General features: G+C 72.1%; 23 protein-coding genes and 1 riboswitch. Of the genes, 6 read left to right on the top strand and 17 right to left on the bottom strand.

What is annotated here, in order from left to right:
* Positions 1-156 precede the first annotated feature (156 nt).
* The 3 genes from ACIQOU_RS27070 to ACIQOU_RS27060 all read right to left on the bottom strand — a co-directional run bounded on the left by ACIQOU_RS27070 (position 157) and on the right by ACIQOU_RS27060 (position 3,504).
* Positions 157-1,350 carry a glycine C-acetyltransferase gene (locus tag ACIQOU_RS27070; RefSeq protein WP_401540043.1) on the bottom strand — a complete coding sequence of 398 codons (1,194 nt, stop codon included), beginning with the start codon at positions 1,348-1,350 and terminating at the stop codon, positions 157-159.
* A 37-nt stretch (positions 1,351-1,387) separates the two neighbouring features.
* On the bottom strand, positions 1,388-2,416 hold the full coding sequence (gene tdh, locus ACIQOU_RS27065; RefSeq protein ID WP_401540040.1) for an L-threonine 3-dehydrogenase: 1,029 nt from the start codon (positions 2,414-2,416) through the stop codon (positions 1,388-1,390).
* A 146-nt stretch (positions 2,417-2,562) separates the two neighbouring features.
* A complete protein-coding gene (locus tag ACIQOU_RS27060) occupies positions 2,563-3,504 on the bottom strand; it encodes a LysR family transcriptional regulator (protein WP_401540037.1) in 942 nt (313 codons plus the stop codon).
* Between the two features lie 135 nt (positions 3,505-3,639).
* Between ACIQOU_RS27060 and ACIQOU_RS27055 the strand changes: the two genes are divergently transcribed.
* From ACIQOU_RS27055 to ACIQOU_RS27045, 3 genes are all read left to right on the top strand, one after another.
* On the top strand, positions 3,640-3,951 hold the full coding sequence (locus ACIQOU_RS27055) for a muconolactone Delta-isomerase family protein (RefSeq protein WP_401540035.1): 312 nt from the start codon (positions 3,640-3,642) through the stop codon (positions 3,949-3,951).
* Between the two features lie 83 nt (positions 3,952-4,034).
* Positions 4,035-5,210 (top strand): YbfB/YjiJ family MFS transporter, encoded by a 1,176-nt coding sequence (locus tag ACIQOU_RS27050; protein ID WP_401540536.1) that lies wholly within the window; start codon positions 4,035-4,037, stop codon positions 5,208-5,210.
* A 13-nt stretch (positions 5,211-5,223) separates the two neighbouring features.
* On the top strand, positions 5,224-5,841 hold the full coding sequence (locus ACIQOU_RS27045) for a GPP34 family phosphoprotein (protein WP_401540033.1): 618 nt from the start codon (positions 5,224-5,226) through the stop codon (positions 5,839-5,841).
* A 6-nt stretch (positions 5,842-5,847) separates the two neighbouring features.
* On the opposite strand, the gene ACIQOU_RS27040 is transcribed toward ACIQOU_RS27045, so the two are convergent.
* From ACIQOU_RS27040 to ACIQOU_RS27015, 6 genes are all read right to left on the bottom strand, one after another.
* Positions 5,848-6,399: a GAF domain-containing protein gene (locus ACIQOU_RS27040; RefSeq protein WP_401540030.1), complete on the bottom strand. Its 552-nt coding sequence runs from the start codon at positions 6,397-6,399 to the stop codon at positions 5,848-5,850.
* A 60-nt stretch (positions 6,400-6,459) separates the two neighbouring features.
* A complete protein-coding gene (locus ACIQOU_RS27035; RefSeq protein ID WP_401540027.1) occupies positions 6,460-7,059 on the bottom strand; it encodes a GTP-binding protein in 600 nt (199 codons plus the stop codon).
* Entirely contained in the window at positions 7,037-7,408 is a 372-nt protein-coding gene (locus ACIQOU_RS27030) for a DUF742 domain-containing protein (RefSeq protein WP_401540533.1), read from the bottom strand. The genes ACIQOU_RS27035 and ACIQOU_RS27030 overlap by 23 nt, the downstream gene beginning before the upstream one ends.
* 2 nt (positions 7,409-7,410) lie before the next feature.
* Positions 7,411-7,845, bottom strand: coding sequence for a roadblock/LC7 domain-containing protein (locus ACIQOU_RS27025; protein WP_401540024.1), 435 nt, complete (start codon positions 7,843-7,845; stop codon positions 7,411-7,413).
* Between the two features lie 47 nt (positions 7,846-7,892).
* The gene (locus ACIQOU_RS27020) at positions 7,893-9,845 is read right to left on the bottom strand and encodes an ATP-binding protein (protein WP_401540021.1); all 1,953 of its coding nucleotides are present in this window, start codon (positions 9,843-9,845) and stop codon (positions 7,893-7,895) included.
* A 344-nt stretch (positions 9,846-10,189) separates the two neighbouring features.
* Positions 10,190-11,422 (bottom strand): MBL fold metallo-hydrolase, encoded by a 1,233-nt coding sequence (locus tag ACIQOU_RS27015; RefSeq protein ID WP_401540018.1) that lies wholly within the window; start codon positions 11,420-11,422, stop codon positions 10,190-10,192.
* Between the two features lie 271 nt (positions 11,423-11,693).
* Between ACIQOU_RS27015 and ACIQOU_RS27010 the strand changes: the two genes are divergently transcribed.
* A complete protein-coding gene (locus ACIQOU_RS27010) occupies positions 11,694-12,896 on the top strand; it encodes a Glu/Leu/Phe/Val dehydrogenase dimerization domain-containing protein (RefSeq protein ID WP_401540015.1) in 1,203 nt (400 codons plus the stop codon).
* A 74-nt stretch (positions 12,897-12,970) separates the two neighbouring features.
* The gene (locus ACIQOU_RS27005; protein WP_401540012.1) at positions 12,971-13,567 is read left to right on the top strand and encodes a TetR/AcrR family transcriptional regulator; all 597 of its coding nucleotides are present in this window, start codon (positions 12,971-12,973) and stop codon (positions 13,565-13,567) included.
* 274 nt (positions 13,568-13,841) lie between these two features.
* Here the strand turns inward: ACIQOU_RS27005 and ACIQOU_RS27000 are convergent, their stop codons facing one another.
* The 4 genes from ACIQOU_RS27000 to ACIQOU_RS26985 form a co-directional block, all read right to left on the bottom strand.
* Entirely contained in the window at positions 13,842-14,627 is a 786-nt protein-coding gene (locus tag ACIQOU_RS27000; protein WP_401540009.1) for an SGNH/GDSL hydrolase family protein, read from the bottom strand.
* Positions 14,628-14,814: 187 nt separating this feature from the next.
* The gene (locus ACIQOU_RS26995) at positions 14,815-15,525 is read right to left on the bottom strand and encodes a DUF6250 domain-containing protein (RefSeq protein WP_401540007.1); all 711 of its coding nucleotides are present in this window, start codon (positions 15,523-15,525) and stop codon (positions 14,815-14,817) included.
* A gap of 146 nt (positions 15,526-15,671) precedes the next feature.
* Positions 15,672-16,664 (bottom strand): peptidoglycan DD-metalloendopeptidase family protein, encoded by a 993-nt coding sequence (locus tag ACIQOU_RS26990; protein ID WP_401540004.1) that lies wholly within the window; start codon positions 16,662-16,664, stop codon positions 15,672-15,674.
* Positions 16,665-16,668: 4 nt separating this feature from the next.
* Positions 16,669-16,830: riboswitch (cyclic di-AMP (ydaO/yuaA leader) on the bottom strand.
* A gap of 326 nt (positions 16,831-17,156) precedes the next feature.
* Entirely contained in the window at positions 17,157-19,271 is a 2,115-nt protein-coding gene (locus tag ACIQOU_RS26985) for an alpha-galactosidase (RefSeq protein WP_401540001.1), read from the bottom strand.
* 179 nt (positions 19,272-19,450) lie between these two features.
* On the opposite strand from ACIQOU_RS26985, the gene ACIQOU_RS26980 reads away from it, so the two are divergent.
* Positions 19,451-20,248 (top strand): tyrosine-protein phosphatase, encoded by a 798-nt coding sequence (locus tag ACIQOU_RS26980; protein WP_401539998.1) that lies wholly within the window; start codon positions 19,451-19,453, stop codon positions 20,246-20,248.
* Between the two features lie 6 nt (positions 20,249-20,254).
* Here ACIQOU_RS26980 and ACIQOU_RS26975 read toward each other — a convergent pair whose 3' ends face one another.
* The 4 genes from ACIQOU_RS26975 to hpnH all read right to left on the bottom strand — a co-directional run bounded on the left by ACIQOU_RS26975 (position 20,255) and on the right by hpnH (position 23,648).
* Positions 20,255-20,380, bottom strand: coding sequence for a DUF6126 family protein (locus ACIQOU_RS26975; protein ID WP_401539995.1), 126 nt, complete (start codon positions 20,378-20,380; stop codon positions 20,255-20,257).
* Positions 20,377-21,009 (bottom strand): helix-turn-helix domain-containing protein, encoded by a 633-nt coding sequence (locus tag ACIQOU_RS26970; RefSeq protein ID WP_401539992.1) that lies wholly within the window; start codon positions 21,007-21,009, stop codon positions 20,377-20,379. Before ACIQOU_RS26970 ends, ACIQOU_RS26975 begins: the two co-directional genes overlap by 4 nt.
* Before the next feature lie 69 nt (positions 21,010-21,078).
* Positions 21,079-22,464: an aspartate aminotransferase family protein gene (locus ACIQOU_RS26965; protein WP_401539989.1), complete on the bottom strand. Its 1,386-nt coding sequence runs from the start codon at positions 22,462-22,464 to the stop codon at positions 21,079-21,081.
* 161 nt (positions 22,465-22,625) lie between these two features.
* Complete coding sequence (hpnH, locus tag ACIQOU_RS26960) at positions 22,626-23,648, bottom strand: adenosyl-hopene transferase HpnH (protein WP_401540530.1); 1,023 nt, start codon at positions 23,646-23,648, stop codon at positions 22,626-22,628.
* Between the last annotated feature and the right edge of the window lie 2 nt (positions 23,649-23,650).

Below are 23,650 nucleotides of genomic sequence, written 5' to 3'. Positions count from 1 at the left end.
TCAGGCGGATCGACTCCACGGACCCCACCGGCCCACCGGCCCACCGGCCCACCGGCCCACCGGCCCACCGGCCCACCGGCCCACCGGCCCACCGGCCCACCGGCCCACCGGCCCACCGGCCAGGCTCCCCCGCCTCCGCGCCCGCTCCCCTCCCCCTCAGCCCTCCAGTTCCGCCCGCGCTGCGACGAACGCGTTGACCGCCTCGTTGACGTCCGTCGTGGAGTGGGCGGCGGAGAGTTGGACGCGGATGCGGGCCTGGCCCTGGGGGACGACCGGGTAGGAGAAGCCGATGACGTACACGCCGCGTTCCAGGAGGAGTTCGGCGAGGCGGCCCGCCTTGGTCGCGTCACCGATCATGACGGGGGCGATGGCATGGTCGCCGGGGAGGATCTCGAAACCCTCTTCGGTCATCCGGCGGCGGAACAGCGCGGTGTTCTCCGCGAGTTGGACACGCAGATCGTCGGCGGACTCCAGCAGGTCGAGCACCTTGAGGGAGGCCGCCGCGATGACCGGGGCGAGGGTGTTGGAGAACAGGTAGGGGCGGGAGCGCTGGCGCAGCAGGGCGACGATCTCCGCGCGGGCGGCGACATAGCCGCCGGAGGCGCCGCCGAGGGCCTTGCCGAGGGTGCCGGTGAGGATGTCGACGCGGTCCATGACGCCGTGCAGTTCGGGGGTGCCACGGCCGCCGGGGCCGACGAAGCCGACGGCGTGCGAGTCGTCGACCATGACCATGGCGTCGTGGCGTTCGGCGAGGTCGCAGATGTCGGCGAGGGGCGCCACATAGCCGTCCATGGAGAAGACGCCGTCGGTGACGATCAGCCTCCGGCGGGCACCGGACGCCTCCTTCAACTGCCGTTCCAGGTCGGCCAGATCGCGGTTGGCGTAGCGCAGGCGGCGGGCCTTGGAGAGGCGGATGCCGTCGATGATGGAGGCGTGGTTGAGGGCGTCGGAGATCACCGCGTCCTCGGGGCCGAGGAGGGTCTCGAAGACACCGCCGTTGGCGTCGAAGCAGGAGGAGTAGAGGATCGTGTCCTCCTGGCCGAGGAAGGCGCTGAGGCGGGCCTCCAACTCCTTGTGGACCTCCTGGGTGCCGCAGATGAAGCGGACCGAGGCCATGCCGTAGCCCCAACGGTCCAGGGCCTGGTGGGCGGCGGCGACGACCTCGGGGTGGTCGGCGAGGCCGAGGTAGTTGTTGGCGCAGAAGTTGAGGACCGGGCCGGGGCGGCCGCCCGCGCTGACGGCGACGGTGGCCGACTGCGGGGTGCCGATGACGCGTTCCGGCTTGTGCAGTCCTGCGGCGCGGATCTCGTCGAGGGTGGCGCGCAGGTCGTCGCGCACGGAGTCGAACATGGGGGGGGGCTCCTAACGGGCTTGGGGGGAACGGGAGTTACGCGGTCCAGTCCAGGATGACCTTGCCGCCTCGGCCGCTCGCCGCGTCGGCGAAGGCCGCCTCGTGGTCGCGGTGGGCATAGCGGCCGGTGATCACCGGGGTGAGGTCGAGGCCGCCTTCGAGGAGGACCGACATCGCGTACCAGGTCTCGAACATCTCGCGGCCGTAGATGCCCTTGAGGGTGATCATCGAGGTGACGATCCGGGCCCAGTCGACGGGGAACTCCTCGGCGGGCAGGCCGAGCATGGCGATCCGGCCGCCGTGCGTCATGTTGGCGATCATGTCGCGCAGGGCCTCGGGGCGGCCGGACATCTCCAGGCCGACGTCGAAGCCCTCGCGCAGCCCCAACTCCCGTTGCCCGTCAGCGATCGACGCCTCGGTGACGTTCAGGGCAAGGCTCGCGCCGATCTTGCGGGCCAGCTCCAGGCGCTCCTCGCTGACGTCGGTGACGACGACGTTGCGGGCACCGGCGTGCCGGGCGACGGCGGCTGCCATCAGGCCGATCGGTCCGGCGCCGGTGATGACGACGTCCTCGCCGACCAGCGGGAACGACAGCGCGGTGTGCACGGCGTTGCCGAACGGGTCGAAGATCGCGGCGACATCGAGGTCGACGGGGACGCGGTGCACCCACACGTTGGACGCGGGGAGGGCGACGTACTCCGCGAAGGCTCCGTCGCGGCCGACGCCGAGTCCGACGGTGGCCCGGCACAAGTGGCGCCGCCCGGCGAGGCAGTTGCGGCACTTTCCGCAGACCAGGTGGCCTTCGCCGCTGACCAGGTCACCGACGGCGAGATCGGCGACGTTGCGCCCGGTCTCGACGACCTCGCCGACGAACTCGTGTCCGAGGACCAGCGGGGCGTCGACGGTCTGCCGGGCCCAGCCGTCCCAGGCGCGGATGTGCAGGTCGGTGCCGCAGATGCCGGTGCGCAGCACCCTGATGAGGACGTCACCGGCTCCGACGGCGGGTTCCGGGACGTCCGTGAGCCAGAGCCCGGGCTCCGCTTTCTCCTTGACCAGCGCCTTCACTCTGCGGCTCCCGTGCGTGAGGTCCGGCCCGCGGGCACGCCGAGGCGTCCCGGCGGCCGGGGAAAGGGTGGAATCGCAGAGCAATCTGCCGTACCGGGCGGCCGCCGGTCCATCGAGGATTTCTTAAGCGGCGCCGTAGATCGGCTTCAGGCCCGCAGGCCCTCCGGACGTGCGTGCGGGTCGTCGGCGGGCAGCCAGGCGTCCGGCGCGTGCACGCCCAGGTCACCGACCCCGGCGCTGAGGGCGTCGACGACGGCGAGGACGGCGGCCCGCTCCTCCCGCTCGCGTCGGACCAGGGACCAGCTCCAGTACGGCTCGGGCGGCCGGATCGGGCGCCTGACGAGGTCGGGCGGGAGTGAACTGTCCTGGCCCTTGGGGCAGTTGACGACCGGTCGGCGCAGTCGGCGGACGTGGTCGAAGAACGCGGGCCCGGTCACCCCGCCGTCGGCGATGCGGACCACCCGGGCGCCGGTCGCCGCCGCGAGGGCCTCGCCGTACACGTTCCACGTCGACCAGGACGTCATGTCGTCGTCGAGGAGGACGACCGCGTCCCGGGCGCGCACGGCGCCGGTGTCGGGGCCCGGGGCGACGGCGTGGATGCGGTCGGCGCCGACGAGGTGGGCCCGCAGCCCCAGGCGTCGCAGGTCGGGGAGGGGCAGCCAGAGCACCGCGAGGTCGAGGCTGCCGTCGGCCACCCGGGCGGCCTGGGTGTGGGACGGCGCCACCCAGGCGTCGATGTGCAGCTGGGCCACGGCCGCGGTGCGGGACGTCAGGTCCGGCGGGAGCCAGTTGACGTAGCCGATCCTGACCGCCTCCGAGCCCGAGAGGCGGCTCGCGCGCAGGCGCAGGTCCTCGGCGCGGTCGAGGAGGGCGCGGGTCGGCGGGAGGAGGGCGGCGCCGGCCGGGGTGAGGGCGACCGAGCGGCGGTCCCGGTCGAACAGCCTGACGCCCAGGTCTCGTTCGAGCGCCTTGATCTGCTGGGAGAGGGACGGCCCGGCGATGAGCAGCCGGGCGGCGGCCCGGCCGAAGTTCAGCTCCTCGGCGACCGCGACGAAGTACCGCAACTGACGCAGCTCCACACCCGTCATGCTACGGCGGCTGGGAGGCTGGTCCTCTCAGTAGCTAGGGCCCGCGTCGTGGCATCGGCGCGGGGTGGGGCGCAGGATGGGGAGCAGCCGGGCCGGTGATCGTTCGACCGGCCCACGAGAGCCACGGGAGAGGCCATGCGCGAGTTCCTGGTCCGGATCACGACCACCGTCCCCGAGGGCGTCTCCCCGGAGGAGGCCGATCAGCGGCGGGCCGCCGAGGCGGTGCGCGCGGCCGAGCTGGCCGTCACCGGACACCTGGCGCGGCTGTGGCGGCCGGTCGGCGAGCTGAGCAGCGTCGGCCTGTGGCGGGCGGCCGACGAGGAGGAGCTGCACGCCAAGGTGCTGGGCACCCTCCCGCTGCGCCCCTGGATGGCCGTCGAGGTCACCCCGCTCACCTCCCACCCCAACGACCCGCACCCCGACGAGCCCGGCCCGCACGGAATCTGAGGTTCCGTCAGATGACCAGCCGCATATCGCTGCCCTCCCCCTGGCCCCAGGTCGTCCAGGTCGCCGCCGCCCTCGCGGGCAGCATGGGGGTGGGCCGGTTCGTCTACACGGCGATCCTGCCCCTGATGCACGACCAGGCCGGTCTGTCGGCCGCCGCCGGGGCGCGTCTGGCCACCGCCAACTACGTCGGCTACCTCGTCGGGGCGCTGGCCGGGATCTTCGCCCCGGCCCTGGTCCGCTCCCGGCTCGTGCTGCGCGGTTCGCTGCTGGTGCTGACGGCGACGCTCGCCGCGATGCCCCTCACCGACGGCACCGCCGCGTGGCTGGCGCTGCGGCTGCTGGCCGGGGTGACGAGCGCGCTGGTCTTCGTCGTCGCGGTCAACTCCCTGCTGCACCGCCTGCGCGAGCACCCGGCGCACGTGACGGGCTGGGCGTTCGGCGGGGTCGGCGCCGGGATCGCGCTGTCGGGTCTGCTGGTGCTGGCGCTGCGGTCGGTCGCGGACTGGCGGGTCGCCTGGTGGGCGGCAGCCGCGCTGACGGCTCTCCTGGCCCGCGCCGCCTGGAACCTGCGTCCGGAGAGCGCCCCCACGACACCGCCGGCCGACCGTGCCCAGGCGGGTCCTGGCACCCTGCGCTGGTTCGGCGCGCTGTTCGTCTGCTACACGCTGGAGGGCGTCGGTTACATCGTCGCCGGAACGTTCCTGGTGGCGGCGGTCGGGCAGGGCTCCCCCGGCTGGGTGGGCACCGGCGCCTGGGTGCTCGTCGGGCTGGCCGCCGTTCCGTCGGCGGCGCTGTGGTCGTGGTGCGGGCGGCGCTGGGCGCGGCCCGATCTGCTGCTCGCGGCGCTGCTGGTGCAGGCGGTCGGCATCGCGCTGCCCGCGCTGGTCGGGGGCACGGCCGCCGCGCTGGTCTCGGCGGTGCTGTTCGGCGGCACCTTCATCGGGATCAGCACCCTCACCCTGGCGACAGGTGCTCACCTGCGGTTTCCCCGTTCGGTGGCGCTGCTGACGGCCGGGTACGGGGTCGGGCAGATCCTCGGCCCACTGGCCGTCGCCCCGCTGCTGCACGACGGGTACCGGGGCGCCCTGCTGCCGGCCTCGGCCGTGGTGCTGGCGGCGGCGTCGGCGGCGGTCGTGCTGCGGATCGGTTTCCCGCACCACATGCTCGTAGTACGGCCCCCGGGGACCCCGGACGGCGACCGGCGGCCGCGGGCGACACCGGAGGCCTGTCCCGGCGCCGCCCCGCACCCGCCCGGCTGACGTGGAGGCGCTCATGAACACCGCTCGGGACCTCGTGATCGTCGCCATGGAGGTACCGGCCGACCACCCGGTCGAGACCGGTGACCTGTCCCTCGCGCTGGCCGGCGCCGAGCTGCTGGACCTCGCGGAGAGCGGCGCCGTGCGGCTGGACGACGTCCGGATCGTGCCCGGCACGGCGGTGCCGGCGGACCGGCGGCTGGCGGAGGCGGCGGAGGCGCTGCTGCGGAGCGAGCCGTACGAGAAGGTCGACGACTGGCTGTGGCGCCGAGGCCGTGGGCTGTCGGCGTCCTATGTCGCGGACCTGGAGCGGGACGGGCTCACCGCCCGCAAGCGGGACCACCGCATCTCGCTGGGCGGCGGCCGACGGGTGCTGGCCGACTCCCCGGAACGTTCCCGTGCCGAACGGCGCCTGGACGCGGGCGAACCTCTGCTGGCCGCCCTCGCCGCCGAGGTCGGCATCCGTGAACTCCCGCCCGCCGACCGGCAGAGCACCGAGCGCACCCGGGAACCGGAAGAGACGGTGGCGACGGTGCTCGCGGCCGTCGGCGGCGCGGTGACGGAGCTGGAGGGGGTGCGCAGACGCCGGGCCGTCGAGGACGCGGCGTACGAGAACGTGTGGCGCGGGCTGTAGGACGGGTCAGATCAGGCTGTCGGTCTCCAGGCGGGCGACGAGTTCCGCCGCCGAGGCCTTGATGGTGGCCAGGCCCGCCGTCCCCCAGGGTCTGGGGCGGAGGTCGCCGACGGCCACCGTGCCCAGCACCATGCCGGTGCTGTCGATGAGGGGTGCGCCCAGGTAGGCGTGGACGCCGAAGCCGTCGACCGCCGGGTTGCAGGCGAAGCGCGGGTAGTCCCGCACGTCCTCCAGGACCAGCGCCTTGCCCCGGACCACCACATGCGGGCAGAACCCGTGGTCGCGGGCGAGTCTGCGGTCGCGCTCCTGCCGGGCCCGGTGCGGGCGGGGCGGGGTGTGCAGTCCGGCGAAGAACTGGCCCCGCTCGTCGATGAAGTTGACGACGGCGTACGGCGCCTCGGTCCGTTGCGCGAGCCGGTCCGCGTATCCGTCGAGCGCCGGTTCCGGCCGCTCGCCGAGCCCCAGCAGCCGCAGCCGCCGGGTGCGGGCCGGGGCGTCCTTGTCCTCGGGGGTGAGCAGCAGCCGCCCGGCCGGATGCGACGCCGGGTCGTAGGTCATGGGCGGGCTCCGTCACGGTGGACGCGGTGCATGGGCGGGCTCCCTTGCGGGGTGCGGGGATCACAGGTGGACGCCACGGCCGCACGCGGGCGCCGGGGCATGGGCGAGGAGATGCCGGACGAGGGTCAGCAGGGTCTGCACCCCGGAACTGGAGATACGGGCGTCGCAGCGCACCACCGGGACGGCCGGGTCCAGGTCCATGGCCGCGCGGACCTCCTCGGGGTCGTAGCGGTGGGCGCCGTCGAACTCGTTGATCGCGACGATGAAGCCGACCCCGCGCTGTTCGAAGAAGTCGATGGCCGCGAAGCACTCCTGAAGGCGCCGGGTGTCGGCGAGGACGACCGCGCCGAGGGCGCCCTCGGCCAGCTCGTCCCACATGAACCAGAACCGTTCCTGCCCGGGGGTGCCGAACAGGTAGAGGACGTGCTGCGGATCGAGGGTGATCCGGCCGAAGTCCATGGCCACCGTCGTCTCGACCTTGTTCTCGATCCCGTCGAGCCGGTCGGTCGTGACGCTGGCCGTGGTGAGGAGTTCCTCCGTACTGAGCGGCGCGATCTCGCTCACCGCGCCGACAAAGGTCGTCTTGCCCACCCCGAATCCGCCCGCGACCAGGATCTTCAGCGCGGTCGGGAACAGGTCAGAGCTGTCGTCGTAGTCCATCGAGCACTGCCTCCAGAAGGGCCCGGTCGGTGGGGTTGTCGTCGTGGACGGGGGGCCCTGCGGTCAGCGCGCCCCAGTCGACGAGGTCCGACAGCAGCACCTTGGTGACCGCCGCCGGGAGTTTCAGTTGGGCGGCGACCTCGGCGACCGGAACGGGCGCGCGGCACAGGTCGAGCGCCTGCGCGTGCTCCGGTCCGAGGAGGCCGAACAGAGTGGCGCCGGTGGCCCGCACCTGCGACAACAGGTCGAACGTGAACGTCGGCCTGGTGCGTCCTTCGCTGATGGTGAAGGGGCGCACCAACCGGCCGGCCGCCTCGTCGAGCCAGGGCCCGTCCCCGGCCGTCGCCACGCTCAAGGCCGCAGCACCGGGGGTTCGACGGCGTGCCGGCGGGGCGCGGTGGCGAGGTAGGGGCGGACGCTCTTGACCAGCATCGCCATCTCGTAGCCGAGCACCGCCGCGTCCGCGTCGCGCCCGGCGAGCACGGCGAGACAGGTGCCGGACCCGGCGGTGGTCACGAACAGCAGGGTCGAGTCGAGTTCGACGACGACCTGGCGGACGTCACCGCCGTCGCCGAACCGCAGTCCGGCGCTGCGGCCGAGGGCGTAGAGGCCGGAGGCCAGCGCGGCCATGTGGTCGGCGCTGTCCGCGTCGAGGCCGTGGACCGACTTCACGAGGCCGTCGCAGGACAGCAGCACCGCGCTGTCGGTGTGCGGTACGCGCTGCACGAGGCCGCTCATCAGCCAGTCGAGGTCGGATTCCTGGCCGGTCGGCACATCGCTCGCCATGGTGGATCGACTCCTTGGGGTACGAAGGTCTGCGGGAGCGGTGAGGGTCATCCGGCCGACGCGCTCCCGTCGCGCCGGTGGAGCTGATCGCCGCCGTGCCCGGACGCGGGGTGCGCCTGGAGGACGGGGCCGACGTCGAGGACGGTGACGTCCAGCGGCGGCGCACCGGCCGCCGGAAACGCCTCCGGATGCGGAACGGCGGTGCGGTGGGCCGGGTCGAGCGGGTGCCCGCCGGTGTGGGTGAGGTCGGGCCGGTACGGGGCCCCGGGCGCCGGGTACGTCGGGTCGGGGGGCGCCGGGTCCCGGCGCGGGCTGCTCTCCGCCAGGCTGATGCCGCGCCGGAAGGCCGCCATCAGGCCGGGGTCGTGCTCGGCGGGCGCCGCGTCGACGGGCCGGGGCAGCGGGCCGCCGCGCAGCTCGGGAACGAGGTGTTCCTGCGCGCGCCGCCGGGGCAGCCGGGGCTTGGCCATGGTGCCGCGCACGGGTCCGACCCGGGGCGTGAGCGGCGCCGTCGGCCGGTCGTCGAGGAGCCGCCGGTCATCGGCCCGCAGCCCCGGCACCGCCTCCGCCGGATTGGCCCGCGCCGTGTGCTCGCCGCGCACCGGCAGCGGGGCGGCGGCCCCGGGGTGAACGACGGTGGCGGCGGCCGGGACCCCGTGGGGGAGGGCGCTGCCGTGGCCGGGCTGGACGGGGACGGCCTCGGCCGGGGCGCCCCGGTGGCTGCCGGGCCGCGCGGGCGGGCCGGGCTCGACGGCGCCCTCACCCACGGGTTCCTGGTCCGGCCCGGTCGGCGCCGGCGGTCCGAGCAGCTCCGTCGGCACGACGAGGACGGCCTGCACACCGCCGTAGATGTTGCTCTGGAGGCGGACGTCGATGCCGTGGCGCCGGGCCAGTTGGGAGACGACGTACAGGCCGATGCGCCCGTCGGCGAGCAGGTGCGCGACGTTGACCTGGTCGGGGTCGGCGAGCAGGGCGTTCATGCTGTGCTGCTCGTCCAGCGGCAGGCCGAGCCCCCGGTCCTCGACCTCGACGGCGAGCCCGGCGGTGACGAGGTTGGCGCGCAGCAGGACCTGGGTCTGCGGGGCGGAGAACACCGTGGCGTTCTCGACGAGTTCGGCCAGCAGGTGGATGACGTCGGCGACGGCGTGCCCGCGCAGGGTGCCGTCGACCGGGGGCACCAGCTTGACCCGGGCGTACTGCTCGACCTCGGCGACGGCGGAGCGCAGCACCTCGGTCATCGGAACGGGGTTGCTCCACTGCCGACGGGAGACGGCGCCGCCGAGCACGGCGAGGTTCTCGGCGTGCCGGCGCATCCGGGTGGCGAGGTGGTCGACGTGGAAGAGGCCCTTGAGGAGGTCGGGGTCCTCGATGTCGTTCTCCAGCTCGTCCAGCGCCGACAACTCCCGCTGCACCAGCGACTGGAGGCGCCGGGCGAGGTTGAGGAAGACCTCAAGGCGCTGTTCGTCGCCGGTCTGGCTGGAGAGCTGCGCGGCCTGGACGACGGCGGCGAGGGCGCTGTCGTGGGCGCGGGCGAGGTCGCAGGCGAGGAGGTCGAGGTCGTCGGCGTCGTCGGGCGGGAAGCCGCGCGGGGCGCGCCGGGGCGGGCGTTCACCGCGGCGCAGGGCCTCGACCAGGGCACGCAGGTCGGCCTCGCGGCGGGCGCTGCCGCGACGCAGGGCGCCGACCCGGTCGCCGACGGAACGGGCGGCGCGCCCGGCGGCCACGGCGGCGACCAGGATGCCGGCGAGCGCCACGGCGAGGGCGCCCGCGAGCACGCCCCACAGGGTGAGGTCGGGGCGGGCTCCGGTGGAGCGGACGGTGAAGAGCACGGCGGCCGAGGCGCTGAGGGCGACGGCGGTCGGCGGCAGCACGGCGAGCCGGAACAGCTGCGACCGTATGGGGGCCTCGGGCAGCGCGGGGGCGGTGCGGGCGACCGGCCGGCCGTGCCGTCCGCTCTCACGGCGGTCTGCGCGGGTGGCCGGTGCGCGGAGGTGAGCCATCGGTTTCCTCGTACTGGTCCGTCGGTGCCTGGGGGCGCGCGGGATGCGCGGTCGGGCGTTCGCCGTCGCGGTGCGGGCCGGACTACGCCGTTCGACGGACACTCACAGTAGTTGTGAACGACGCATGCGCGAGCGGCAGTTGCCGAACTCCCCGGGCGATCGTCCCCCGCCAGCAGGACGTCTCGCACGGGAGACCGATACGGCCGCCACCCAGACGAAAGGATGCAGCGAGGAACCGATCAGAGCTGGTCGAAAACGGTCCCCGGACATGCGGGAGGGCCGGGGAGCAGCTGCTCCCCGGCCCTGTCTCCGGTTCTCTCCGGTGGCTGTTCCCGGTCTGCCGGTCAGCCCGCCTGGACCGTCTCGGGCTCATCGGTGCCCGTGGAATGCTTCCCCTGAACGTCACTCACCGTGTCGTCGGCGGGAAGGGGCGTCGGGGTGTCCGCGTCCACCCAGCCGCCGACCGGTGCCTGGGCGACGCCGCGCCACCAGGGGTCGGCGGGGAGCGTCTCGGCGGTGGGTTCGAAGGGCTGGCCGGGGTGGGGCAGCGCGATGCGCGCGCCGACGGCTCGGGCGGCGGCGACGGTGCCCTCGCCGGGCTCCGCCCACGGGTGCGGCGCGAGGTTGAACGTGCCCCAGTGGATCGGCATCATCACGCCGCGCGGCGTGCCGCCCTGGAGATCGAGATGGGCCCGCAGCCCCTCCTCGGGCGTCATGTGGATGTCGGGCCAGAACTCGCTGTACGCGCCGATCTGGATCATCGTCGCGTCGAACGGGCCGTGCGCGGCGCCGATGTCCTTGAAGCCCTCGAAGTACCCGGTGTCGCCGCTGTGGTAGATCCGGTGCTCGGGTCCGGCCACGGCCCAGGACGCCCACAGGGTGTGCTGGGTGTTGCGCAGGCCGCGCCCGCAGAAGTGCCGGGCCGGGGTGGCGGTCAGGGTGAGGCCGCCGACCTTCGTCTCCTCGTGCCAGTCCAGCTCGCGCAGCCGGTCGGAGGGCACGCCCCAGCGCTCCAGGTGGGCGCCGACGCCGAGCGGGATCGCGAACAGCGTGTCCGTGCCGGCCAGCGCCTTGATGGTGGGCATGTCGAGGTGGTCGTAGTGGTCGTGCGAGATGACGACGACGTCGACGGGACCGAGCGCGGCCAGCGGCAACGGCACCGGGTGCAGCCGCTTGGGCCCGGCGAACGGGAACGGTGAGCAGCGCTCGCCCCACACCGGGTCGAACAGCACCCGCTGCCCGTCGATCTCCGCGAGGACGCTGGAGTGGCCCATCCAGGTCAGGCGCAGTCCGGTGGCGGGCGGCCGGGCGATGTCGGCGAGGGTCGTGGGGTGCACCGGCACGGGGCCCTGGGGGGCGCGCCGGGGGCGGGACTCCTTGTCGAGGTAGACCTTGGCGATGCTCTTCGCGGAGCCCGAGGGACGGATGGTGGCGGTCTCCCCGGGGTTCTGGAAGACGCCGTCCTTGAAATGCGGTGATCTGCGGATACGCGCCAGGCGCTCACCGCTCGGGTCCGCGCCGAAGGCCTCGGGCCGCAGCTCGCGGAGCCCGGAACTCAGGGGTCGGAAACCGGACACGGTACCTCCAGGGTGAGTCGGTGAGGCATTCCATTATGGTCGCCCCCACGGACAGCACCGGCGCGTCCGGTGCCTCTCGGGCTCTTTCCAAGGAAAGCCCAAAGATACGACGGAGCGTGACGAAGGTCGACCGAGGCCCGCACCGGCGGCGCCGCCCCCTCGGACGCTCCCCCGCATACGTTGACAGGTGGCGACGCCCCTTCCCATACTGACCCCCGATTCAGTAGAGGTCAGCGGCCCGCGCCCCTGTCCGCCGCCCGCGAGGAGCCCCGTGACCAGCACTGACACCGCCCCGCTGCTCTCGCTCACCTGGACCGACCACGTCACGGGCCGCCGGGGTTTCCTGGTCGTCGACCGGCTGGTGCGGGGCGTCGCCAGCGGCGGCCTGCGGATGCGGGAGGGCTGCACGCTGGCCGAGGTGACCGGGCTCGCGCGCGGCATGACCATGAAGGAAGCCCTGCATTACGACCCGGAGCGTCACCCACAGCACCGTTACCTCCCGCTCGGCGGCGCCAAGGGCGGCATCGACTGCGACCCCCGGGACCCGGCGGCGTACGGCGTCCTGGTGCGCTTCTTTCGCGCCATGAAGCCGTCCGTGGAGAGTTTCTGGACGACCGGTGAGGATCTCGGTCTCACCCAGGACCTGGTGGACCGGGCGGCGGCCGAGGCCGGGCTCGTCTCGTCGATCCAGGCGGTGTACCCGCTCCTCGACGACGAGACGGCGGCCCGGCGCCGGCTCGCGGACGCGTTCGCCGTCGAGGTGGACGGCATCGGCCTGGACGAACTGGTCGGGGGCTGCGGGGTCGCCGAGTCGGCGCTCGCCGCCCTGGACCGGGCCGGGCTGCCGTACCGGGAGGCCCGGGTCGCCGTGCAGGGCCTGGGCACGATGGGCGGGGCGACGGCCCGTTTCCTGACCCGCGCCGGACTCAGCGTGGTCGCCGTCGCCGACGTCAAGGGGACGATCGCCAACCCGGCGGGCCTGGACGTCGAGGCGCTGCTGCGGGCCCGGGACGGCCACGGCACCGTCGACCGCGCGGCGCTGCGCCCGGCCGACCTCGAACTGCCCGGCGACGCCTGGCTGTCGGCCGACGCGGAGATCCTCGTCCCGGCGGCGGTGTCCTACGCGATCGACGCGCCGGACCAGGAGCGGATCAGCGCCCGCTGGATCGTCGAGGCGGCCAACATGCCCGTACTGCCGGAGGCCGAGCGGCTGCTCACCGCGCGCGGGGTGACCGTGCTGCCCGACGTGGTGGTCAACTCCGGTACCAACGCCTGGTGGTGGTGGACCCTGTTCGGCGACGTCGGCCCCTCGGCGGAGGAGGCCTTCGCCCAGGTCCGGCGGGCGATGCGGGCCCTGGTCGAACGGACACTGACCCGTGCGGAGCGCGACGGGACGACGCCACGGGCCGCCGCGCACGCGATCGTCGCGGACCGTCTGCCGGTGATGGGGGAACGGTTCGGCTGGTACCGGTGACATGAGCCGGGAGCGGTTGGCCGGGAAGCGCCCACCGCGGGGTCCGGCAGGTGCCGACGGCATAGGCTGATCGCGTGGCGAGAGAGCGGTTGACGGTGACGGAGCGGCGCGAGGAGCTGTTGCGGGCGGCCGTCGAGCAGATCGAGGCGCGGGGCGTGGCAGGGGTGCGGATCTCCGACATCGCCTCGGCGCTCAGGGTGAGCAACGCGCTGGTGCTCTACCACTTCGCGACGAAGGAGCGCCTGGTCGTCGCCGCGTTCGCGCATGCCGCCGAGGGCGACCTCGCCCACCTGCGCACCCTGCTCGGCCGCCGCACGACGGCCCTGCGCCGGCTGCGGGCGGCGGTGCGCTGGTACGCCCCGACCGGCCAGGCCAAGGGCTGGCGCCTGTGGATCGAGGGCTGGTCGGCGTCCCTGCGCGATCCCGAGCTCCAGGCACTCACCCGCGACCTGGACCGCCGTTGGAAAACAGCCATCACCGAGGTCATCAAAGAGGGCGTGGCGGCAGGCGAGTTCCACTGCCCCGACCCCACAGCCACAGCCCTCCGCCTCACCGCCCTCCTGGACGGCCTAGCAGTCCAACTGACCTCCTACCCCGGCTCAATCCCCCACACAAAATCCCGCCAATGGACAGAAGAGGCCCTGACGCGGGAACTGTCCCTGGACAAGTAACGCGGGGGCGCGGAGGGCGCGGGGGCGCGGAGGGCGCCCTTTGGGGGCGCGAGGAACTGCGCGAGCGGCCACACTCGACCCGCACCCGCGCTCCCAGCGCACCCCCACCCCATGAGGCGCCCCAAAAACCACGCCGCAGCCGAACCAGGACCGCGAGGAACCACACAAGGGGGCGCGGGGAACTGCGCATCCAGGGGCGCGGGGAACTGCGCAAAACCACCACGCACCCGCACCCTCAAACGCACCCCACACCGCACCCGCCCCGCAGGGACGCTCAGGCCACCGGAGCAATCCGGTTCTTGATGTCGTCGGGCGACAAGACACCCTTCGCCGTCACGTGGTCCCCGGACGACTCCCCCCGCAACCGCCGCCCGATCCACGGCACGAGATACTCCCGAGCCCAATGCACATCATCCCGCCGCACCTCCAACGTGCCGCGAGGAGGCAACGGCGGCCACGCCTGATCAGGATCGGCCGGCACCTCGACACCGAGCACCTGCCCCGCCCGCAGGGCAACCCGCGTGTGCCCGTCGGCGGACAGATGCAGCCGGTCGTTGTCCCAGGCCCGCCGATCCTGCACGGTCCGCAGGGACCACAGGTCGAGCACCGGGCACCCGTGCCGATCGGCGATGGCCCGCACATGCCCGTTGTACGTGGCGATCTTGCCGCGCAGATGCTTGAGGACGGGCACCCCCCGGGTGTCGAACCCGGTGGTCACCATCACCGTCCCGCACGCCTCCGTCAGCCGCACGACCCCCCGCTCGAACCGCTCCGCGACCTCGTCGGGATCGGTGCCGGGCCGGATGATGTCGTTGCCACCCGCACAGAAGGAGACCAGGTCAGGGGCGAGTTCAAGGACCTTGGGCACCTGGTCCTCGATCACCTGGTCGAGAAGTTTGCCGCGTACCGCGAGGTTCGTGTACGCGAAGTCGCCCTCGGGGCGCCGATCGGCGAGCAGGACCGCGAACCGGTCGGCCCAGCCGACGAACGCCCCGTCGGGGCCGGGGTCGCCGACGCCTTCGGTGAAGCTGTCCCCCACCGCAACGTACGACCCGATCACTACTCTGCTGTCATTCTTCGAATCGTCTGCCACCCCGCCATGATTCACCTTCGAATAAGGCCTACGCGACCGTAGGAAGCGGTCAAGGAACGGTGAGATGAACCACTCCTAAAGTGTTGGCCAAGGAAGGAATAACAACCCACACAGGGTGGTTGAGGCGGCAACCTCGCTGAAGCCGCCCCTCCGGTTACCCGGCGGCCCGCCACACCCGGAAGTCCCGGACCCGGAAGTGGCTCCACGTGGTCCGGAAGGCGAAGTGCCCGTCGGTGTACGGCTGCGGGTCGGCGTGGTCGAAGACCAGCCGCCCGTTGTTCCACCAGCGGACCGTGGAGCCGTCGGAGACGATCCGGACCTGGTGCGGCCGGTTCGCCACGAGCAGCGGCTCGGTGTAGTCGAGCACCAGCGGCCGGACCCCGGCAAGGCCGACGTAACGGCGCAGTCGGGTCGTGGTGTTGTAGTTGGCGCCGTATCCGGAGTAGTACGTGGTGAGCTGGTCGTACTCCTCCAGGGCGCCGCCGCGCGGGGTGGCGAAGAGGTCGTGCGGGGAACGGACGTCGGTGGCGTTCCAGAAGTTGTTGAGGTCGGAGACCCGGTCGTTGGGCCCGCCCTCGGAGACCGGCGTGGCGGTGTACTCGATGACGTAGGGGCCGGTGAGCCGCCGGCGGAGCCATACGGTCGCGCCGCTCGGCACGTCGATCTCCAGCACTCCTCGGGACGCGGTGACCGTGCCGCCGTCCTGGAGTTCGGTCGCCCACTTGCCGAGTCCGTGCCGGAAGTCGTCGTGGGCGATCAGGTCCCGGTGCCGGCGGGGCGTGGCGCTCGCGGCCGGCGCGGGGGCGAGGGCCAGCGCGGCGGTCGCTGCGGCCAGGGCTCCGAAGGTTCTGCGCGTCGTCGTCACGGAGATCACTCTGCCCCGTGCTCACGGACCCTGTCGACACCGCGGATCGAGCCGCAACACCGTGGACACACCGGCCTGTTGGCCGACGCACCGGAGGCCGGACCCGGGGATCGGGGTCCGGCCTCCGGTGGTCTGCGGGGCCGGGGTCAGCCGACCGTGACGCCCTTGGTGCGGAGGTAGGCGACCGGGTCCACGTCGGAGCCGTAGTCCGGGGTGGTGCGGATCTCGAAGTGCAGGTGCGGTCCTGTCACGTTGCCGGTGGCGCCGGAGAGCCCGACCTGCTGCCCCTCGGTCACGGTCTGCCCGGCCGACACCGACAGTTCGGAGAGGTGCGCGTACTGGGCGTAGTAGCCGTCGGCGAGCTTGATGACGACCTGGTTGCCGTACGCGCCGCCCCAGCCGGCCGTGACGACGGTGCCGGCGCCCACGGCCTTGACGCTGGTGCCGGTCGGGACGATGAAGTCGACGCCGGTGTGGTAACCGCTCGACCACATGGAACCGGAGGCGTGGTACGGGGTGCCGATGGTGGCCCCGGTGACCGGCAGGGTGAAGCCGGAGGAACTGCTCGTCGACGCACTGCTCTTCCCGGAGGACGTCTGGGAAGAACTCGCGGAATTCGAGGAGCTGGAAGAGGAAGAGCCCGAAGAGCCCGAAGAATGCGAGGAGTTCGAGGAACTCGACGATTCCGACGGCTTCGACGACTGCGACGGCTTCGAGGGCGCCGATTCTCCGCCGGTCCCCGCGGCCTTCGTGCCGATCGTGAGCTTGAGCCCTGGGTGGATCAACGAGGGGTTGTCGCCGACGGCCCGCCGATTGTCGGAGTAGAGCCGCTCCCAGCCACCGCTGACGTGCTGCTCGTCGGCGATCTTCGCGAGCCAGTCACCGGAACGCACCGCATAGGTCCGTACGCCCGAGTCGGCCGTCGACCGCTGTTTCGCGGCCGACTTCTCGGCGGCGGCCGGAAGGGCCTGGACGGCCTTTTCGGAAACCGTCCGGGCGGTGGATTGCGCGGTCGCCGCGTGGGCGCCGGCGGCCCCCATGAGCGGAAGGGCGAGAGCGGCCCCGCCGGTTCCGGCGACGGCTATCGAGCGACTGAAGCGCGGGGGCTTCGGACGGCGGTGCTTACCCTTCGCGGGCATGACGCATTCCTCTCCGGTGCCTGCGAGGTGAGCTGTCGGGTGCGAGCTGGAGATGCCCGGCCGCGCTTTTCGGCGCGGCTTAACCCCAAAGCCTGTTCCGGAGACCGGAACAGGCGGTGATGCCTGTGGGTCCCCCGCTCCTGCCGGGTACGAGTGAGTAGTCCGGATTCCGGTCGGCGGCAGGATTAGGCATCCGCCCGGATGGGTGGCGAACGTAAGCGACGAAGACGCCACAGAACAAGCGGCGGTTCCCTGTGAATGTGTTTCCTGTGATCCAGCACTGAAATTCGCCGTCACCCTGCGTGCAAGGAATGGTCCACGCTCGGGGTGAACTCCCTTGAAAAGCACCCTCATTACGTGAACATGTCGAGCCACCCTCGGTCACGACTATGACGCTCCTCACGTGACGCTGCTCCAGCCCCCTTCATTCCAGAGCGAGTTGGAATGAAGGGGGCCTAAGCGCAAACGAGGGAGTTAATACGGACAGAAGGTTCAGATACGGCGCAGCCGGATGACCTTCGCGTCGAGATCGCCACGCAACCCGGTGGCCAGCCCGTGATGCAGCAGCACGGCACCCCGGTGGACTTCACCCGTGTCACGGCATTCATACGATGCCGTCGGGTCGAGCCCGCGCAGCCGCAGCGCCGGTGCGGGATTGCCGTAACTCTGCGACTGGAGCCAGGCCAGCACCACCGCCTCGTCCCCGCGCACATACTGCACGGCGCTCAGCCCGCCGCCCGGCGGCCGGAGCCGGTAGAGGTCGCCGCGCTGCACGACGGGCCGGATCTCCTTGTAGAGGTCCACCCACTCGGCGGCCTCGGTCAGCTCCTCCTCGCTCCACTCGGTGAGGTCGCCGCCGACCCCGAGCACCCCGGCCATGGCACTCACGAACCGGAAACGCAGCGAGCTGGCCCGGCCGTTGAGCTGGGTGTTGGGGCTGTCGGTGACCCAGGCGGCCATCACGCGCGCGGGGTGCAGCTGACTGAAGCCGTGCTGGATGGCGAGCCGGTCCAGCGGGTCGGTGTTGTCGGAGGTCCACACCTGGTCGGTGCGGCTCATGATCCCGAGGTCGATCCGGCCGCCGCCGCCCGAGCAGGACTCGAAGGCGACACCGGGGTGGGCCTCGCGCAGCCGGTCCAGCAGGGCGTACAGGGCGCTCACATGGTCGACCCACAGGCGCTGCGGGTAGGGCTCACCCGGCCAGCCCGCGTCGGTGAAGCAGCGGTTGAAGTCCCACTTGACGTAGTCGATGGGGGCACTGGACAGGAGGGTGTCGAGCCGCTCCCAGAGATACTCCTGGACGTCCTCGCGGGCCAGGTTCAGCACCAGCTGGTTGCGGAACTCGGTGCGTGCGCGGCCGGGCTGGAACTGCACCCAGTCGGGGTGCGCGCGGTACAGGTCGCTGTCCGGGTTGACCATCTCCGGCTCGACCCAGATGCCGAACTGCATACCGAGCGCGTGCACCTGGTCGGCGAGCGGCTTGAGACCGCCGGGGAAGCGGTCGGTATTGGGCGTCCAGTCACCGAGCCCGGCCCGGTCGCTGGTGCGGGCGCCGAACCAGCCGTCGTCCACCACGAACAGCTCGATGCCGATGGCCGCCGCACGCCGGGCCAGCGCGGCCTGCTGCTGCTCGGAGATGTCGAAGTAGCTGGCCTCCCAGGAGTTGAACAGCACCGGCCGGTCCCGGTCGGCGTCCGGGATGACATACGCGCGCTGGTAGGCGTGCCAGGCCCGGCTGGCGCCCCCGAACCCCTCGTCGCTCCACAGTCCCGCGAAGACGGGCGTCGTCCACGACTCGCCCGCCGCCAGCCGCAGCAGCCCGGAGTCGTCGTACCCGGCGCCGCCGTTGATCTGCACGCGCGCGTCCGGCAGGTGCGCGACCGCGATGCGCCAGGAGCCGGACCAGCCGAGGGCGCAGCCGTAGACCTCGCCGCGCTCCTCGGTGGCGTCGGTGTCCAGGGCGACCCAGGGCAGGTGCTGGTGCCCGGTGTGGCCGCGACGGCTGCCGATGACCTTGTCGCCGTAGGTGAGGGGCGCGCTGGTCAGCAGCGACTCGGCGGCCCAGGCACCGTGCAGCTGGTGGAGCCGCCAGCCCTCGCGCTGGGGCAGGGTCCAGGTGGCGGAGTCGGCGCGCAGCAGCTCGACATCGGGCCCGTCGTTGGCGAGGGTGACCCGGCGTTCCAGGACGTCGTGGCGCATCCGGTAGTGCAGGGTGACGGTGAGGCCGTCGTCCCGGAAGCGCAGCCGCAGCTCACCGCCCTCGCCCTCGGCACCCTCGGCACCCTCGGCACCCTCGGCACCCTCGTCGACCTCGTATCCGTCGAAGTGCCACTCGGTGCCGCGCCGTTCCTCGGTGCGCACGGACAGGGCGGGGCGGACGAAACGGGGGCCGCCCTCGACCGGGTACTCCTCGCGGCCGTCGAGCTGGGACTCGAAGGGCCGGTAGGCGGGGTCCGGGCGGGCGGCGAGCGCCTCGGCGTCGGCGAGCGTGATCCGTGCACCCCAGTGCAGGTGGATCAGTTCGTCGTCCTCGGTGAGATGGACGGCGTAGCCGACGGTTGGCCCGGTGAGGAGCCAGGTACGGCCGCGGTCGGAGATCTCCAGCATCAAGCCCTCACATATTCGAACAGGTGCGATCAAGCAGCAACATCTTCAGGTGCCGCGGGCCGCCTGGCAACGCCTGTGGATAACTCATCGGCGACCGATAGGTATGTCGTATCGTCGAGGTCGGCCCCGTCGGCCTCTTGTCGAGCCGCGTCGACGGGCCCGTGTGGGAGGGAGCCCCCGTGACGCAGCAGATCCCGTCGACCGAGCCCGAGCTGTCCGGTGTGCGGAATTTCCGTGATGTGGGCGGGCTGCCCACGACGGACGGCCGGCGCGTGCGGTACGGCGTGCTGTTCCGCAGCGGGCATCTCGCGCACGCGACGACCGAGGACACGGCTTTCCTGTCCTCCCTCGGCCTGCACACGGTCTTCGACTTCCGCAACGCGGCCGACCAGAAGCTGGAGGGCCCGGACGTCGAGCTGCCCGGCACGCGCAATGTGAACCTGCCGCTGTCCGACCCGGCGGAGGGCGCCGGGTTCTGGAAGCTGGTCCGCGACGGCGACATCGAGCAGCTGCGCGCGATCCTGGGCGACGGCAAGGGCGCGGCCCGCATGGTCCGTTCGTACCGCGCGATCGTCCGGGAGCGCACCGAGGAGCACGGGCGCGTGCTGCGGTCGCTCGCCGAGGACAGTGTGCCCGCGCTGATGCACTGTGCGGCGGGCAAGGACCGCGCGGGCCTGTCCATAGCCGTGACGCTCCTCGCCCTCGGGGTGGAGCGGGAGGCGATCGTCACCGACTACCTGGAGTCGAACGCGACGCACCGCCGCTACCGGGTGCGGCGCAGCGGCGGCGGTGAACTGGCCTACTCGCCCGAGGTGATGGAGCTGCTGAGCCCCCTCTTCGACGCCCGCGCGGAGTATCTGACGGCCGCGCTGGAGACCATCGACGAGATCTGGGGCGACGTCGACACCTATCTGGAGCGGGGCCTCGGGCTCACCCCGGAGCTGCGGGACCGGCTGCGCGAGCGCCTCCTCGACTGACGGCCGCTACTGGGACCGCGCGCCCAGCTCGAAGAGCAGATAGATGAAGGCCGCGAAGAGGTGGCCGACGGCGATGTAGATGATCAGCCGGACCCACAGGGCGCGCGGGAACTTCTCTTCCATGTTGCTCATGGGGTGCCTCCGGTGAGGGGCCCCAGGCACAGCGTGGCCGTGGGGCTCTGGAGCAGGGTGTGGACGAAGAGCAGGTCGACGCCGTCGGGGTCCTGGGCGGCGATGCGGTGCGGGGTCAGCGAGTCGAAGTGCGCGCTGTCCCCGGGACCGAGCCGGTGCGTGGTGTCACCGAGGCGGAGCCGGAGCCGTCCGCTGAGGACGTACAGCCACTCCTCACCGGGGTGCACGCGCACGATGTCGCCCTGCGCGCCGTGCGGCACATGGACGCGCAGCGCCTGCAAGGAACGTCCCGAGGCACCGGCCTGCCAGTAGGTCCAGCCGCCCGCCCCGGTCGGTTCCATGTCGGCGGCGCGGACGACGGCGTCCCGGTCGCCGACCGTCTCGCCGAGCAGTTCGGAGACTGTCGTACCGTAGGTGCGGGCGAGCGCGAGCAGCATCGGCAACGAGGGCTGGCGTTGCCCGGTCTCCAGCCGGGAGAGGTGGGCCGGGGAGAGTCCGGCGTCCCGGGCCGCCGCCTCCAGCGTCAGGGAGGCACGGCGCCGCAGCTCACGCAGGTGCGGCGCGACGACGGGCAGGATCTCGTCCGGCCCGCCCGACGACGGGGTCTCGGGGGCGCTCATGCACCCCATTCAGCCGGAACTTTGCCTCCGGGGCAATTTTCTTGCCTCAGAGGCAAAAAACCACCGCTCCCGCATCTCTTACCGGTTGGCCACGGCCTGCTTCACCAGGGTCTTGCCGAAGTCCCACATCAGTCCGCCGCCGCTGTGCGCGTCGTCCATCACCGCGGTGAACGCCTCGACGAACCGGTCCACCTCGCGCTCCCCCACCGTCAGCGGCGGGATCAGCTTGATGACCTCCAGGTGGTCGCCGGAGACCTGGGTGAGAATCCGGTGCCGCTGGAGCAGCGGGACCACCACCATCTGCGCGAACAGGCCCTTGCGCGCGGCCTGCAACATCGTCCAACGGCTGCGCAGCTTCAGCGACTTGGGCCGGCCGAACTCGATGCCGATCATCAGCCCCCGGCCGCGCACGTCGGCGAGCAGCTCATAGGTGTCGACGAGAGCGGCGAGCCGTGACCTCAGCAGCTCCCCCGTCACGCGCGCGTTGGCGACGATCTGCTCGTTCTCCATGACGAACAGCACGGCGAGGCCGGCCGCCATGGCCTGGGCGTTGGAGCCGAAGCTCGCCGAGTGGACGAGCACCCGGTCCATGGACGAGTAGACCTTCTTGAAGATCCAGTCCTTGCCGAGGGTCGCGCCGACCGGCACATAGCCGCCGGACAACGCCTTGGCCACGCACACCAGATCGGGTTCGACACCGTCCTCGTGCTGGTAGGCGTAGAAGTCGCCGGTGCGGCCGAGCCCGGTCTGCACCTCGTCGGCGATGAGCAGCGCCTTGTGCCGGTGCAGCAACTCCTGGGCGGCGCGCAGATATCCGGGCGGCGCCTCGTGGACGCCCTTGCCCTGGATCGGCTCGACGACGAGGGCGGCGACGTCGCCCTTGGCCAACTCCCTTTCCAGGGCGTCGAGATCGCCGAGCGGCACGGAGGTGTCGGGCAGCAGCGGGGCGAAGCCGTCCCGGAAGCCGGACTCGCCGTTGACCGAGAGGGCGCCGGTGGTCAGGCCGTGGAAGGCGTGGTCGCAGTAGAGGACGCGGGTCCTCCCGGTGGCGTAGCGGGCGAACTTGAGGGCGGTCTCCACCGCTTCGGTGCCGCTGTTGCCGAAGAACACCCGGTCCAGGTGCGGGCTGTGCGCGAGCAGCTTCTCGGCCAGCAGCCCGGGCAACGGCTGGCAGTCGAAGCGGGTGAGGTCGGGGAGGTCGGCGTCGAGGACGTCGTGCAACGCCTTGCGGACGACGGGGTGGTGGCGGCCCAGGCCCATCACCCCGAACCCGGCGAGCATGTCCAGGTAGTCGTTGCCGTCCTCGTCCCAGAAGTAGGCGCCCTCGCCGCGCTCGTAGACCTTGTCGAAGCCGATGGTGCGCAGCATGCGCGGGAGTTGAGGGTTGAGGTACTTGCCGTGCAGCTCGTACCGCTCGGCTCCGCGCTCGGCCATGAGGGCGCCGAGGTCGAACTCCTTGCTCATTCCGCTCTCTCCTTGAGTGTGCCGCCCGGTCACCTCGACGGGCGTGCGACCGATGTCGGCCGGCACCTCCCCGCGCCGGGCGGGCGCGAGGAACCGGTCCGGTGCCCTCGGCGAGCAGCACGCCGAAGGCGACCGTCCCTGTGTGGTGCCCCGGGGCGGAGTTACTCCCGGTTGCCGGAGACCGTCTCGCGCAGGGCGCGCAGCGACTCCTTGAGGGAGCCCATGGTGGCGAGGACGGCGGTGGGCTCGTAGCCGCAGTGCGCCATGCAGTTGGCGCAGCGCGGGTCCTTGCCGCGGCCGTACTTGTCCCAGTCGGTCTTCTCGATCAGCTCGCGGTACGTCGGCACATACCCGTCGCTCATCAGATAGCAGGGGCGCTGCCAGCCGAAGAGCGAGTAGTTGGGGATCGCCCACGCGGTGCACGGGAAGTCGACCTTGCCCTCCAGGAAGTCCAGGAAGAGCGGGGAGTGGTTGAGCCGCCAGCGGCGCCGGTTGCCGCCCGCGAACGCCTTCTTGAAGAGTTCGCGGGTCTGTGTGACGCCGAGGAAGTGCTCCTGGTCGGGGGCCTTCTCGTAGGCGTAGGCGGGCGAGATCATCATCTCGTCGACGTGCAGTTCGTCGTTGAGGTAGTCGAGCACCTCCACGATGGTCTGCGGGGTGTCGGTGTTGAAGAACGTCGAGTTGGTGGTGACGCGGAAGCCACGCCGTTTGGCCTCCTTGATGGCGGCGACCGCCTCGTCGAACACGCCTTCCTTGGCGACCGATTCGTCGTGCCGTTCGCGCAGTCCGTCGATGTGCACGGCGAACGCGAAGTACGGCGAGGGCGTGAACTTCTCCATCTTCTTGCGCAGCAGCATGGCGTTGGTGCACAGGAAGACGTACTTCTTGCGGGCCACCAACTGGCGGACGATCTCGTCGATCTGAGGGTGCATCAGAGGCTCGCCGCCCGCGATGGACACCATGGGAGCACCGGACTCCAGGACCGCCCCGACGGCCTGGGCGACCGGCATGCGCTGCTTGAGCACGCCGGCCGGGTGCTGGATCTTGCCGCAGCCCTCGCACTTGAGGTTGCACGCGAAGAGCGGCTCCAGCTCCACAATCAGCGGGAACTTGTCACGTTTGCGGATCTTCTGTTCGGCGAGATATGTAGCGACCTTGATGGACTGGCGCAGCGGCATGGCCATCT

It is taken from the genome of Streptomyces sp. NPDC091279, from assembly GCF_044757465.1.
GTDB lineage: Bacteria > Actinomycetota > Actinomycetes > Streptomycetales > Streptomycetaceae > Streptomyces.
The sequence above is the reverse complement of the archived record's forward strand: the minus strand, read 5'-3'. Positions and strand labels throughout refer to the sequence as shown.